The sequence below is a fragment of the Alteromonas sp. KUL150 genome (assembly GCF_009811475.1).
GTDB classification, from domain to species: Bacteria; Pseudomonadota; Gammaproteobacteria; order Enterobacterales; family Alteromonadaceae; genus Alteromonas; species Alteromonas gracilis.
In genome coordinates, this window is record NZ_BLIJ01000033.1 from 1 (window position 1) to 13,745 (window position 13,745).

The window sequence follows — 13,745 nt, forward strand, 5'->3', positions numbered from 1 at the left end:
CTCAGACTCTGACCCCATTTATTATCTATTGTGGGTCGGTTGCTACGAGTTCATCGAGTATACCAAGTAGCAGTTTGGTGCCGGTGCCAGAGGCTATTGCGTCAAAAACATTCTCTACATTTTTACCGTGCTGCCCGCCAGCTAGGTCGCTGATTGAGCGGATAATTAGCCAGTCCACATCGTTTACAAAACTCACCTGTGCAACTGTTGCCGATTCCATTTCAGCTACATCTGCGGTATAGACGTCCCGTAGCCATTCGCGATATTTGGCGTTGTCTACGAACACAGAGCCGGTTACCCCGTTACCACCTATATCTACCAGTATTTCTTTACCTGATGGCATAGTGATAGGCGGGATCTTTTTGAGCGCACGTTTTGCCATTTCTAACAACGCTTTATCGGCAGTAAAGTATGGCATTCTCTTGCGAGCATCCCATCCTTCTTTCACAACGGCGACTTCAGTAGGGTGAATAAATCCTATGTTTTTATAGTTAGGGGCATGCTCATCTGTGTCCCGGCGCGCTTTGTAATACTCGAGTTGTTTAGCGTAATAGTCAGGTAATTCATAGGCGCTAGCGTCATCTTTTTTAGGGTTAATATAGACAGATTCATCGTGGAAGTACCAGCGTTCAGGCACAGCAATATCACCAGGGGTGTATTTAGGGTTGATGGCGCCAGCAATCCCCATCATCACCAACTTATCAATAGGAAAGTAATCCAGCGCCATTTGTACTGTCATCGCTGCATTAGTGATGCTGACGCCGGTACTAAATACAACGATGGGTTCGCCTTTGTAGGTGCCAAGTTGGTATTTAACTCCTTTTATATAGATGGTTTGCGTAATTTGAGCGTCATCTATATCCGCAAATGCAGCATCTATGGCTTCAATTTCGGGCTCGTAGGCGGCAACAACAGCCGTCCATTTGTTAGATACATTTGAAAAATCTTTCGGGCCATATTGGCTGGTGTCGTCGTTAGCGAAAGACGACAGTGATATACATACGAATAAAACAAAACTACTTAAGCGCATAGTGACCTTATTTAATTTATTTGCGCACCAAACAGGTGCAGACTATGGAACAAGAGGGAGTCTTAAAGCCTTTGAGTGCTGTAGGCAAGGCTTAAGACACTACTATTCAATATATTAGTAAGGTTCGGCAGCAAGGTTTAGGCCAAAAATGAGTGAGCGGGACGGAGTTCATTGCTGGGGAAAAGTACGCTGACCCCATTATTTTTATGCAGAGACTCTGTTTAGTACTTATACTGTGTTATCAGCTATTTACTCATCTTTAGAACACCTAATGTCGAAGCAGTACACCACAAAACCTGAATCATTTGGCGAAGTCACTGCGAGCGTGCGAAGCGCGGGCTTCAAGATTTTGCTGGGTTTTTCTTTATTGATCCTAGCGGTTATTGCTATTAAACAACCCGATAACGTTTATGTGGCATCATTTTTCGGCCTTTCTTGGTGTTCTATATCAGCAGCAGGTCTCACCTTTCCTAAATACCAGGAACTATTGGCAAAATTGTGGGCCATACTCACAATTCCAGTCGCCCCTTATTTGGTAATAAGCAATGGACTTATGCCCGCAACCTTGGCGCCAATTGCCACCATATTTCCTATTTTGTTGCTCTCTAATAGTTGGCGAGTTGTTGCCATGGTGGTACTTGCAAGCTGCACGTTTCTCGTCCCTTTCTATGACAAACCTTACGATGAAGCCCTTTGGTTAAGGTTATGCTTAACAAATGTGGTGGTTTCCCTAATCATCTATGTCTTGGCAAGTCAGTTGGAGAAAGCCTTGCTGGAGAGTAAAAAGAAGTCCCTTGAGCTAAACAGAGCACTTGAGAGTGAAAAACAAGCTTCGGCTGCACAATCGCGGTTTCTTGCAACTATGTCACATGAAATCCGCACGCCGTTAAACGGTATTCTGGGCTTGACTGATGTTGTGTTATCCAATGAAATTACAGAAAAAGTGCGGCCAAATTTGGAAAAGATCCAGCGTTCAGGGCTCTCACTTAACCGCATTTTGAACGACGTTTTAGACCTCTCTAAATTGAATGCGGGAAAACTCGCATTGGAATCTATTCCCTTCGACTTAAAACGTACTGCCAAAGATTGTGTGGCTTTCTATGCACAATTAGCAGAGAACAAAGCCATTTCACTGCGAATAAGTGTCGATAAAAAATTGAATACCAGTGTAGTGGGTGATGCAACGCGCCTTTCTCAAATATTAAACAATTTAGTGAGTAACGCGATAAAGTTTACTCATCACGGAAGCGTCACGTTATGTCTGGCTAAAGGAGAATCGTCAAACACCCATCAATTTGTCAGGTTTTCTGTCAAGGATACAGGAGAGGGGATTAATGCCTCTGAACAAGATCGCGTATTCGATGCTTTCACCCAAGCTAACAGCAGCATAAATCGAAAGCATGGTGGTACAGGACTTGGTTTACAGATAGTAAAAAGCTTAGTTGAAGCAATGGGCGGTACGGTTTATCTACTAAGTGCTCAGGGTGAAGGAAGTGAATTTTATTTCGAGCTGCCGTTTGAAATTGCAGAGAGCCCAATTGACGTTTTAGAACAAGTGAATGCACCGTCGTTCTCGAATCTTAGCGTGCTAGTGGCCGAGGACAATGACATTAATCAGGTCGTGGCCAAATCGTTATTAGAAGATTTAGGGCTTAAAGTAGTACTTGCTAATAACGGAAAGCAAGCCGTAGAGCTCGCGCATAATCAGGATTTCGACCTTATCTTAATGGATTTGCATATGCCTGAAATGAACGGCTCTGAAGCTGCATTCGCATTGCGACAGGCAAATATCACCATTCCTATTATCGCGTTCACTGCTGCGGTAGTTGTAGAAGAAATAGATAAAGCGTTAGCGTCAGGAATGGATGGATACCTTACGAAACCAGTCAATAGGTCGGAGTTATACGCGACGCTGACCAAATATTTGGGCGGGGATATGTCTGCCAAAAATTCCCGTATTGCCAAAGTGGAGGACACGGAGTAATTTAGCCGTATGAGTAAAGATAGTTCTAATAAACTGCTTTAAAAACATAAGTTAAACAAGACGCCCGTGCCCCAATCGAGCCGATATTCAAATTCTTTACTAAACGATAGTGCTTGTGGAAAATAGGGGGCTACATAACAGGATTTAAATTTGAAGTCATATATACACACCATTATTGCCCTATTATTTTTTGCTTTGCCGAGTTTTACGGTTAGCAGTGAGCCTGACACAAACAGTCAGCGTTATGAACTGAAAGTAGAGAAACTCCAATCCCATGTGTTAAACGAGCAACGAGAAGTGGTGGTTCAGCTTCCTAAAAGCTATGCGGAAAATCCTGATAAGAAATATCCCGTTGTTTATCGACTTGATGGTGGAGGCAATCTTCCTGTAATGAATGCGGTACTGGAGTCGCTCCAATCTCAAAATGCTGCGCCAGAAGTGATTATAGTAGCGATTGAAAATACCGACCGTCTTCGAGATCTTTACCCAACGGCAAATGAAGATCCAAACGGGCCATTAGGCTATGGTGGTGGCGGAGCAAAGTTTCTTTCTTTTATAACCACCGAACTTATGCCCATGGTAGAGAGTAAATATCGTGTGCATGACTTTCGAGTGATTGAGGGCGCATCAGCAGGTGGTGTATTTGCGTTATACGCGCTTTCCCAAAAACCTGAGCTTTTTAACGCCGCGCTTACTTACAGTGCTGCAGTTTGGTGGAATTATGGCGCATCTGCAAAGCGGATGGTTGCGTTCTTAAAATCTGCCAACCAATTAGACCATTATATTTATACGTCTATTGGGAATGAAGGTGCCCCCATGCGTTCTTATTACAATGACATGATTTCTGGAATACGAGCTAACCAACCCGCCGGCTTGAGGTGGGAAAATGAAGCCTATGCCGATGTCCCGCATAATCTGGTTACTGCCGCGTCTACTTTTAGCGCTTACCACCACCTGTTTTTATCAGCCTATTTGATGCCGCAGCAGTACACTGGCGATGTGAATAGTATCAGCGAGTATTATGCCCGCGTTTCAAGACAGCGAGGCGAAAAACTGGAAGCACCGGAATGGGTCATTCGTGAATTGGGCTATCACTACGTAGGTTTACAGAACTATGACAAGGCTATTGACTTGTTTAAACACGCCATCGCCAAATATCCGCAGACTCCAGATGCGTATAATGGCCTAGCGTATGGTTACGAGCGCATGGGTGAATATGAAAAATCGCTGGAGAGTGTGAATAAGGCTTTGGCCCTTTCGACGCCAGAGCACGACGGTCATCAGGTGTATTTAAGCCGACAAAAACGTCTGCAATCTCTGCTTGAGGAATAAGTTACATTGAATTATCCAAATACAAATCGACAGCTAAAACCATTTGCTACTGCACTTATTATGGTTGCTATCATAGCAAGCATGAGCGGTTGCAGTACCGTTACGACAGGTCAAACTGATTACTGCATTGAGCAAGCTAATAACGCAGATGTTCATGGAGTAAGCACCGCCGATGAGCAGTTAAATGCCTGTTTAGAGACTTATCAAATCCGACGGAATGAAGAAAGAACCTTTGGTGAAGCTTTAGCTGAAGAGGTGCTGATCTCTGTCATTGATATAATTACTGATTAAAGCCTGGGTTAAACGAAAAACTATCCAACGTACAGTTAAAAAAGATGAGAAGGCAGAGTAATTTACTCTGCCTTCTTTGTTTTTGCTCTGTTTTTGAAAGCGCTGAAGTGGGTAACGTTTAATGCATAAAGGTGAATCTAGTGCGATACTTTTTAACTTTATTTTGGTTGTTTTTTGTTACGGGTCTTGTCAGTGCCAACGACAAGTTAGAATTTGTCGATGGGGTACAACTTGCCAAGCAGTACGATTTCAATGACACTGAAATTAACATAGCCGATTATTGGGTGAGCGAAAAGTTAGACGGCATTCGCGCAAGATGGGACGGGTCTGAACTGCGCACCCGCAACGGTAACAAGATTTTTGCGCCCGCGTGGTTCACTGCTAAGTGGCCAAAAGCCACTATTGACGGTGAACTTTGGATAGAAAGAGGAGAGTTTGAGCGGACGGCTTCTATAGTGCTTTCAACGTTAACGAGCGTTGAGCTGCACTCTGTTACCAACGCTTTATTGAGCACTAAATCTATAACTGACGCTACTGCAGCAACAGGTTCCGTATCAAGGCAACGCTGGACTAAAATTAGGTTTATGGCCTTTGACATGCCTATGACAGGTGAGCTTTTTCAAACCCGGCTTAACATGCTTAACAGGCTAAGTGAGATTACCCCTAACCCAACGTTTGCCGTTATCCCTCAATTTAAGCTTACATCTATTGATGCACTTGTAGAAAAGCTAAATCAGGTAACACAAGAAGGCGGGGAGGGCTTGATGCTACATCATGAAAAAGCGCTATACATCTCAGGGCGAAGCAACAAGCTACTCAAAGTAAAAAAATTTGAAGATGCAGAAGGGAAAGTATTGGCACAACTTCCAGGGAAAGGTCGTTTTAAAGGGATGATGGGGTCGCTTCTTATAGAAACGCGAGAAGGCATTCAATTTAAATTAGGAACGGGCTTTTCGAAAATAGACCGCCAGTCGCCGCCAGCCATCGGCAGTTGGGTGACCTTTAAGTTTTACGGTGTAACGAAAAATGGGAAGCCAAAGTTTGCAAGCTACCTTCGCACTAGACCTCAGTCAGACTTACCCAATTAGCACTTTTCAAAATGACTGTGCACACTCCATGAACCGCCTCTCACTTGCTGTTGTTAATCGTTTACGGTTTTCTTTATTCAAGGAAACATCACGTACAGTTAACTTCTTGTCTTTAAGTCATAAACCCTTATAACTTATCTATATGCTAATTACTCGAAAGACTTTATTTACTTCTATTTAATCGCTTTTATCGTTTAAAAGTAATGGTATGAATAGCGATTATAAGTAAATAAAAAGGGCGCAAAATTTAAAAAACTAGCCTGTGAAGTTATACTGTTGATGATTTATTAAACACACCTTGCGTCAAGTGTTCACAAGACCGTTTACTCCCAGCGCGCAAGCTAACGTAGAGGAAGACACTGTGTTACAAGATTACCGCAATCACGTTGAAGAACGTGCCGCTCAAAATATTCCACCTAAACCTCTCAATGCTGAACAGGTGGCTGGCCTGGTTGATTTATTAAAAAATCCCCCGGAAGGTGAAGGGGATTTTTTATTAGAACTGCTTTCTGAGCGAGTGCCGCCAGGGGTTGATGAGGCGGCTTACGTTAAAGCCGGATTTCTAAGTGCCATCGCAAAAGGCGAGGACAGCTGTGAGCTTATTTCTAAAGAAAAAGCCGTTGAACTGCTTGGTAATATGCACGGTGGCTACAATATCGCCACATTAGTAGCGCTACTCGACGATGAAGCATTAGCGCCGCTGGCAGCGAAAGAGCTAAAACATACGCTTTTAATGTTTGATGCCTATCACGATGTGGAAGAAAAGCACAAAGCAGGTAACGAGTACGCCACTGACATCATTAAATCGTGGGCTGAGGGTGAGTGGTTTACGTCGCGCAAGCTAATGGACGACAAAATTACCTACACCGTTTTTAAGGTAACCGGTGAAACCAATACTGATGATTTGTCTCCTGCCCCTGACGCATGGTCTCGCCCAGATATTCCTCTGCACGCCCTTGCAGCTTATAAAATGCCGCGGGAAGGACTTGTTCCGGAGGAGCCAGGCGTTAAAGGCCCAATGGCACAGATAGAAGAAGTTAAGAGTAAGGGATACCCTGTCGCTTTTGTCGGTGATGTAGTCGGTACAGGTTCGTCGCGTAAATCGGCCACTAACTCTGTGTTGTGGTTCTTTGGCGAAGACCTGCCGGGCGTGCCAAATAAGCGCGGTGGCGGTGTGTGCATTGGTTCAAAAGTCGCACCTATCTTCTTTAACACAATGGAAGACGCCGGCGCGTTAGTGTTTGAAGCTGATGTGGACAAAATGAACATGGGGGATGTGATAGATATCTATCCGTTTGAAGGCAAGATCACTAATCACGAAACCGGTGAGCTTCTCTCAGAATACAGCTATAAGTCGAAAGTAATTTTAGATGAGGTGCGTGCAGGCGGACGTATTAATCTGATTATCGGTCGCGGCCTCACCGAGAAAGCGCGCGAGACACTTGGTCTCGGCCCAACCGATCTTTTCCGCACGCCGGAACAACCCAAAGAAAGCGCAGCGGGTTTCTCGCTAGCACAGAAAATGGTAGGTAAAGCCTGCGGTGTTGAAGGTATTCGCCCTGGCACCTACTGTGAGCCTAAAATGACAACCGTGGGCTCGCAAGATACCACAGGCCCTATGACTCGCGATGAGCTCAAAGACTTAGCTTGTTTAGGGTTCACCGCCGATTTAACCATGCAGTCATTCTGTCATACCGCGGCTTATCCAAAGCCGGTGGATATCGAAACCCAGCACACATTGCCTGACTTTATTATGAACCGTGGCGGTGTATCGCTTCGCCCGGGGGACGGTATTATTCACAGCTGGTTAAACCGTATGTTGCTGCCGGATACGGTTGGTACTGGCGGTGATTCCCATACCCGTTTCCCACTAGGTATTTCATTCCCCGCGGGTTCTGGCTTAGTGGCGTTTGCTGCGGCAACCGGCGTTATGCCCCTTGATATGCCAGAATCGGTACTGGTGCGATTTAAAGGCGATATGCAACCGGGTATTACGTTACGCGACCTAGTACACGCCATTCCGCTGTACGCCATTAAACAAGGGCTGTTGACGGTAGAGAAAAAAGGCAAGATCAACGCCTTCTCTGGTCGTATTCTTGAAATCGAAGGCCTAGAAAACCTCACGGTAGAGCAGGCGTTTGAGCTTTCAGATGCATCAGCAGAACGTTCAGCCGCAGGGTGTACTATCAATTTATCTGAAGCGTCGATTGCTGAATACCTGCGTTCAAACATTACTATGCTTCGCTGGATGATTAACGAAGGTTATGGCGACCCACGTACGTTAGAGCGTCGAGCGCAGAAAATGGAAGAGTGGCTAGCTAACCCAGAATTAATGCGTGCCGATGCAGATGCCGAGTACGCAGAGGTTATAGAGATTGATCTCAACGAGATCAAAGAGCCCATAGTGTGCTGCCCGAACGATCCAGATGATGCAAAAACCTTATCTGAAGTTGCTGGCGATAAAGTAGATGAAGTCTTTATTGGCTCGTGTATGACAAACATTGGTCACTTCCGCGCAGCCGGTAAGCTACTTGAGCAGTACAACAAAACATTGCCAACCCGTTTATGGATGTCACCACCGACTAAAATGGATAAAGCCCAGTTGATGGAAGAGGGCTATTATAATATTTATGGTCGTGTGGGTGTGCGCACAGAAATGCCAGGATGCTCACTATGTATGGGAAACCAAGCAAGGGTTGATGCCGGCACAACGGTCCTTTCAACGTCTACTCGTAACTTCCCTAACCGGTTGGGCGATGGGGCCAATGTATATTTGACCTCAGCTGAGCTTGCTGCTGTGGGCGCTATTGTAGGACGTATCCCAACAGCCGACGAATACATGGAATATGCCAGCAAAATTAACGCGATGTCTGGTGAAGTTTTCCGCTACTTAAACTTCGATAAAATGCCTAGCTTTAAGAAGGCTGAAGAAGAAGCGAAAGCGCGCATTATTCCAACATTGAATGTTGCTTAAAATAGTGTATAAACTACAAAGCCGGTGACCGTAATGGTGACTGGCTTTTTTTATGGCGAAAAGGAATGTCTAATGGGAAAATCTTTCTTTATTGTTGCTGCACTTGTATTAACCTTAGGGTGTGCAAAAGCGCAGGTTGATCCTGTAACGTCGTTGAACTCAGTGGACTTCGAATCCATCACACTGGAGATAGGCGGCAAGCACTATGAAGTAGAGTATGCCAAAACCTTCGAACAGCGCGCCCAGGGTCTAATGTTTCGTAAAGCCCTATGCGTAGATTGCGGTATGTTTTTCAAATTTTCTAGCCCCAAATTTGCGGGCATGTGGATGAAAAATACTTTTGTTCCCCTAGACGTGGCATTTATCGACAGAAATGGCGTAATAACGGATATAAAACCTCTCACTCCCCACAGTTTGGAGTCGGTCGGATCATCGAAAGAGGTACTTTACGCGTTGGAAATGAACCAAGGGTGGTTTGCCGAGAATAATATAAAAGTAGGCGACCAAATTACGATTGATTAACTGCGCAGACCGCGCGGTTACTGCTAGCAAAAAGCTAGTTTTATTCTGGAGTTAAATATAGTGACAAATGCCTTATCGATAGCTAAGTTCGGTGGAACTAGCGTTGCGAATTACGAAGTAATGCAAAACTGCGCCCGAATTGTTGCCGGTAATGACAAAACGCGCATTGTGGTAGTAAGCGCTGCAGCAGGTGTAACCAATCATCTAGTAAGTTTAGCGCATACACCCATGACGCAGCAGCAAATTGAAGAGACCTGTCAGGCTATTATCAACATTGAACTTGCCATTCTTAACAAGTTAAAAGACAAAGATGCGGTAGAGCCGAAACTCAATGACTTGTTAGAAGAAATGCGTAGCTTAGCGTTTCACGAAGAAATACTTCATCGAGACGACTTGAAAGATCAGCTGCTTTCTATGGGTGAGCGAATGTCATCACTGATGTTCGCCTCAGTGCTTGCAGAAGAGGGCGTGAAAACCATGAACTTTGACGTACGTAAGGTGCTGCGTACGGACAGTGAGTTTGGTGAAGGCGCGCCTCAAATTGAAGAAATAGAAAAGCTGTCCAAACAATTATTGGCACCTGAAATTGAGAACGCTATCGTTGTTACACAAGGCTTCGTCGGTGCAGATGAACAAGGCCGAACCACAACGCTAGGTCGTGGCGGTTCTGACTTTACAGCTGCCCTGCTTGCAGAAGCACTTGATGCCGAATCGTGTGAAATTTGGACCGATGTAACTGGTGTATACACAACTGACCCGCGCATTACACCTGCGGCTCACCCTTTGCCAGAGCTTAGTTTTGAAGAAGCGGCGGAAATGGCCACCTTCGGAGCCAAAGTTCTTCACCCGGCAACTATGGAACCAGCGCTTCGAAAAGACATTAAAGTGTTTGTAGGGTCAAGCAAAGAGCCTGAAAAGGGCGGTACATGGATTGTGCGTGACTGTGAGCACGAACCACCGTATCGTGCTATTACTCGCCGTAAAGAGCAGGTAATGGTGACAGTGAAAACACCGAAGATGATGTATGCGCAAGGCTTCCTACAGCAGGTATTTGCCATCATCGCTAAGCACAAGCTAAGTGTTGATTTGGTTACGACCTCGGAAATCTCGGTATCTTTTACCCTTGATAACCCAGCAAATTCTGTGGCTCAGCGACTGAACAAAGAAACCATTGCCGAACTTGAGACCATCTGTGATGTGAAAGTGGAAAAAGGCTATGATCTTGTTACCGTTGTTGGTAACAACATGCAGACAGCTGTAGGCGTTTCAAGCAAAATTCTATCTGCGGTATCAGACTTTAACCTGCGTATGATTTGCTTTGGTGCTAACCCGCACAACTTGTCGTTTTTAGTGAATGAAACAGACAGCGATGTGATTGTTCGAAAACTTCACACAACGTTATTTGAATAACACCTGTGATTGCATGTATTAAATTAAAACGGCCGCTTATGAAAGCGGCCGTTTTTTTTAAGGCTAGACTGGTTTATTTAATTTCTACAGGAACGATGATCTCGTGGCGTTTATTCCAAGGAAGCGTAAAAGGGGAATCATACCCCATGTAACTGGGCGCTCCGACCGCCTTGATATTGTTATCGCTCAACGTTTTAAGCAGTTTATTTTTAAACTCCTCTTTTTTATCATCACCGTTTAGCCCAGAGTACCGAATTGCAGCCACCGTTCTTTCTGGCACGGTGACTAAAGATACATCTTTATGGGTTGGCAAAGGGGCGTTCTCAGCACTGTATTTACTCGGTAAGAAAAACATCATTTTCTCTGACGATGACATCTCTACAGGGGAGGTCATTGAAATCTTTGTGGCATTATTGCCAACCTCTACAGGTGACGTCATTGACACATCAGTGTTCGTTTTGTTTTCACCTGAAATGTAATTAAACAAGAGCCTGAAAGCCCCGGTGTCTTGATTACCAGACGATTCTACGGCCATAGACGCTTCATAGTGTCTAATCTCCGTATCGTCAGAAAGTGTTTCGATGACGGCGTAAGAAAGTGTTTCTGTGTCTTTGTAATACGAAGGCTCGGCATGACTCATGGAAAGCGGTATCCAAAAAACGGTTAATGCAGAAATAAGGCTAATTCGACGTAAAAACATATTATTTAAAAAAGTTAGAAACTCATATTCTTATTACGTGTTTCCAGCTTTTTATGCTCATTTATATTTACAGTGAAGCGCAGCGGTAGAAGATGGATGGATTGATTTCGGCAAGCTAAAAACAAAAAAAGGGGCGCGCGCCCCTTTTAAAATAGTCTGTTGAGCAAGATTACACTTTAAACTGCCTAATAGACTGCTGTAACTCGTCAGCAAGGCGAGCCACTTCATGGCTAGACTCAGACGTTTGTTGTGCACCTGCTGTAGTCTCTTCAGCGATGCCAACAATGGTTTCGAGCTTTTCACTGATTTCTTGCGACACTGTGTTCTGTTCACGCGCTGACTGCTCAATTTGAGAGCTTACGTCATGTGCTTTGTGCACCGCATCGGTGATGATATCCAGTGCTTGGGTTGCTTTTTCAGTTTGCGCAACGCAGGCCGCGGTTTGTTCTTTACCTTGATCCATTACCGCTACAGCTTTCTCAGCCCCAGCTTGTAGTACTTCAATCATGGCATTGATTTCTTGGGTTGACTCCTGCGTACGGCTGGCAAGGGTTCTTACTTCATCGGCAACTACCGCGAAGCCTCGGCCTTGCTCACCTGCACGTGCAGCTTCAATAGCCGCGTTCAACGCTAGCAAATTGGTTTGGTCTGCAACACCGCGGATAACGTCAAGGATCCCGCCAATGCTCGCACTGTCTTGATGAAGCTTATTGATAACGTCAGCAGCTTCCTGTACGTCGCGAGATAAGATCTCAATCGTGTTTTTATTTTCAAGAGAAATCTTACGAACGTTTTCCGCTTCTGCATCTGCATGGCGAATTTGGCTTAGTGTATCTTCAGCATTCTGAACGACCAGTTGCGACGTTGAGTGCATTTCTGTCGTCGCCGTGGCCACTTGGCCAATTTGTGATTTTTGATCTTGAATAGAATGGGTAGTTTGTGCCGTAACCGCTGACGTTTGTTCTGACGCCGCAGCTAACTGCTCCGCTCGCACGTTAATCGCAGTGATAAGCTCTTTTAGGTTACCAATTAGCGTATTACAGTTTCGCGCTAGAAGACCAAATTCGTCCTGTGCAGAGTCATCTAAACGATGTGTGAGGTCGCCTGATGAAGCAACAGTAAGTAGCTCGTTTACGCGATAAAGGGGGCGTGTGATAGCGCGCACTGTTGCGAAACCGATAATTGCCGCCACGGCGATAGAAATTAATACCACCACAATTACAACGGTGTTACCCGTTGTGATAGCACCGTTTACCTGACTTTCCACATGCGATGCTTTTTTATCTGCAAGCGTAAGTAGGTTTTCTAGAGCTACAACACCTTGTGCAATATTGTCATCTGACGCGTTTAACCCTTTTTCAGCGTCGTTTCTGCGCTCTAATCTATCAACGTGAAGCTGCATTACCCCGTCGTTTGCTTTGATCGCGTTAATTGCGTTATTAACCAGATCGTTAATGTCATCAAGCGTGCCCGAATCGTCGCGTCCGCCCGCGGTCTGCATCATGTCGCTCAGCTGAGTTACCACTTTCTCAACCACAAGATCAACTTCGTTCCCCAAGGTTTGTGAACGTACTATTGTCTGAGTTTTAATGTACTCATAAGATACAGTTAGCAAAGAAAGCAATGAAGTTTCTAGCTGACCGCCAACCTCGGCTGCCCTACGAAGGTTTGCGTCGCGCTGAACACTGTCTAAATCTGAAAAGTCTAGTAGATACGTTGATGCGTCGTCAGCATTATCTTCAGCGTCACCGAGTCTGTCTTGAATCGTGTTGCGCAAATCAAGGTACATTTGGTGGTTTTTATACATAGCCTCAACGTTAGTGATATAACTCTCGTAAGACTCGCGTACTGAGCTAAGCGTATTTTTTAGTTCAGGCTCGTTGTTAACTGCCAGTGCTAGCTTTTTATATTCACTTTCGAAGGTATCTTTTGCCGAATTGAAAGCCGTTCTTTTGTCTTTCAACTCACTTAAATTCTCTTCAATGTAGCTTTCAAAGGTCAGGCGACCCATGTTAAGAAAGCTTGCTTTAAGCGCGTTACTGCCCGCTACTGTTGGAAGCGCAACATCGTTAACTTCTTCAGTGGCTGAACCTATTGAGTTGAGGTTATAAAGTGAAACAACACTAATGACGATTAGAAGTGCGCTAATCGCGACAAATCCCCCGATTACGCGTGTGGCTACCGTTATTTTCATCGGAACTCCTGGATGAGTGTTTTTATTTTTATCTCTAACGATATTACCCGTCTCAGCCAACAAAATATAGCGCTTAAAAGCTGCAGTATTGTTCTTAAGCAGAGAAGATAATTAAACATCATCGTTACTAACTGACGTAATTGTATCGGCTACAATAACTTAATGTTTATTTTATTTAGTCACTTAGTATAAAAATAATTTGCAAAATTTAGCTGGTAAT

10 protein-coding genes are annotated in these 13,745 nt (G+C 44.6%); 7 read left to right on the forward strand and 3 right to left on the reverse strand.

All coding sequences use genetic code 11. The annotated features are described in order from the left end of the window. Positions 1 to 25: 25 nt before the first annotated feature. Positions 26 to 1,030, reverse strand: coding sequence for a 5'-methylthioadenosine/S-adenosylhomocysteine nucleosidase family protein (locus tag GVO62_RS07140; protein WP_159118367.1), 1,005 nt, complete (start codon positions 1,028 to 1,030; stop codon positions 26 to 28). A 271-nt stretch (positions 1,031 to 1,301) separates the two neighbouring features. Here GVO62_RS07140 and GVO62_RS07145 point away from each other — a divergent pair, with 271 nt between their 5' ends. The 7 genes from GVO62_RS07145 to lysC all read left to right on the forward strand — a co-directional run bounded on the left by GVO62_RS07145 (position 1,302) and on the right by lysC (position 10,631). Next, positions 1,302 to 3,014 (forward strand): ATP-binding protein, encoded by a 1,713-nt coding sequence (locus GVO62_RS07145; protein ID WP_159118368.1) that lies wholly within the window; start codon positions 1,302 to 1,304, stop codon positions 3,012 to 3,014. Between the two features lie 150 nt (positions 3,015 to 3,164). Then, entirely contained in the window at positions 3,165 to 4,346 is a 1,182-nt protein-coding gene (locus tag GVO62_RS07150) for an alpha/beta hydrolase-fold protein (RefSeq protein ID WP_159118369.1), read from the forward strand. 6 nt (positions 4,347 to 4,352) lie between these two features. Then, positions 4,353 to 4,637 (forward strand): DNA ligase, encoded by a 285-nt coding sequence (locus GVO62_RS07155; protein ID WP_159118370.1) that lies wholly within the window; start codon positions 4,353 to 4,355, stop codon positions 4,635 to 4,637. 140 nt (positions 4,638 to 4,777) lie between these two features. Beyond that, complete coding sequence (locus GVO62_RS07160) at positions 4,778 to 5,725, forward strand: DNA ligase (protein WP_159118371.1); 948 nt, start codon at positions 4,778 to 4,780, stop codon at positions 5,723 to 5,725. 361 nt (positions 5,726 to 6,086) lie between these two features. After that, positions 6,087 to 8,699, forward strand: coding sequence for a bifunctional aconitate hydratase 2/2-methylisocitrate dehydratase (gene acnB, locus GVO62_RS07165; RefSeq protein ID WP_159118372.1), 2,613 nt, complete (start codon positions 6,087 to 6,089; stop codon positions 8,697 to 8,699). A gap of 72 nt (positions 8,700 to 8,771) precedes the next feature. After that, complete coding sequence (locus GVO62_RS07170; protein WP_159118373.1) at positions 8,772 to 9,221, forward strand: DUF192 domain-containing protein; 450 nt, start codon at positions 8,772 to 8,774, stop codon at positions 9,219 to 9,221. A 60-nt stretch (positions 9,222 to 9,281) separates the two neighbouring features. Then, positions 9,282 to 10,631: a lysine-sensitive aspartokinase 3 gene (gene lysC / locus GVO62_RS07175; RefSeq protein ID WP_159118374.1), complete on the forward strand. Its 1,350-nt coding sequence runs from the start codon at positions 9,282 to 9,284 to the stop codon at positions 10,629 to 10,631. 73 nt (positions 10,632 to 10,704) lie between these two features. Here lysC and GVO62_RS07180 read toward each other — a convergent pair whose 3' ends face one another. Continuing rightward, on the reverse strand, positions 10,705 to 11,271 hold the full coding sequence (locus tag GVO62_RS07180; protein ID WP_159118375.1) for an SOUL family heme-binding protein: 567 nt from the start codon (positions 11,269 to 11,271) through the stop codon (positions 10,705 to 10,707). A 229-nt stretch (positions 11,272 to 11,500) separates the two neighbouring features. After that, on the reverse strand, positions 11,501 to 13,525 hold the full coding sequence (locus GVO62_RS07185) for a HAMP domain-containing methyl-accepting chemotaxis protein (RefSeq protein ID WP_159118376.1): 2,025 nt from the start codon (positions 13,523 to 13,525) through the stop codon (positions 11,501 to 11,503). Between the last annotated feature and the right edge of the window lie 220 nt (positions 13,526 to 13,745).

What these genes read in the sequence shown, in the direction of transcription:
- GVO62_RS07140 (WP_159118367.1), bottom strand. Translation starts at nt 1,030, where the DNA reads ATGCGCTTAAGTAGTTTTGTTTTATTCGTATGTATATCACTGTCGTCT.
- GVO62_RS07145 (WP_159118368.1), top strand. Translation starts at nt 1,302, where the DNA reads ATGTCGAAGCAGTACACCACAAAACCTGAATCATTTGGCGAAGTCACT.
- GVO62_RS07170 (WP_159118373.1), top strand. Translation starts at nt 8,772, where the DNA reads ATGGGAAAATCTTTCTTTATTGTTGCTGCACTTGTATTAACCTTAGGG.
- GVO62_RS07180 (WP_159118375.1), bottom strand. Translation starts at nt 11,271, where the DNA reads ATGAGTCATGCCGAGCCTTCGTATTACAAAGACACAGAAACACTTTCT.
- GVO62_RS07185 (WP_159118376.1), bottom strand. Translation starts at nt 13,525, where the DNA reads ATGAAAATAACGGTAGCCACACGCGTAATCGGGGGATTTGTCGCGATT.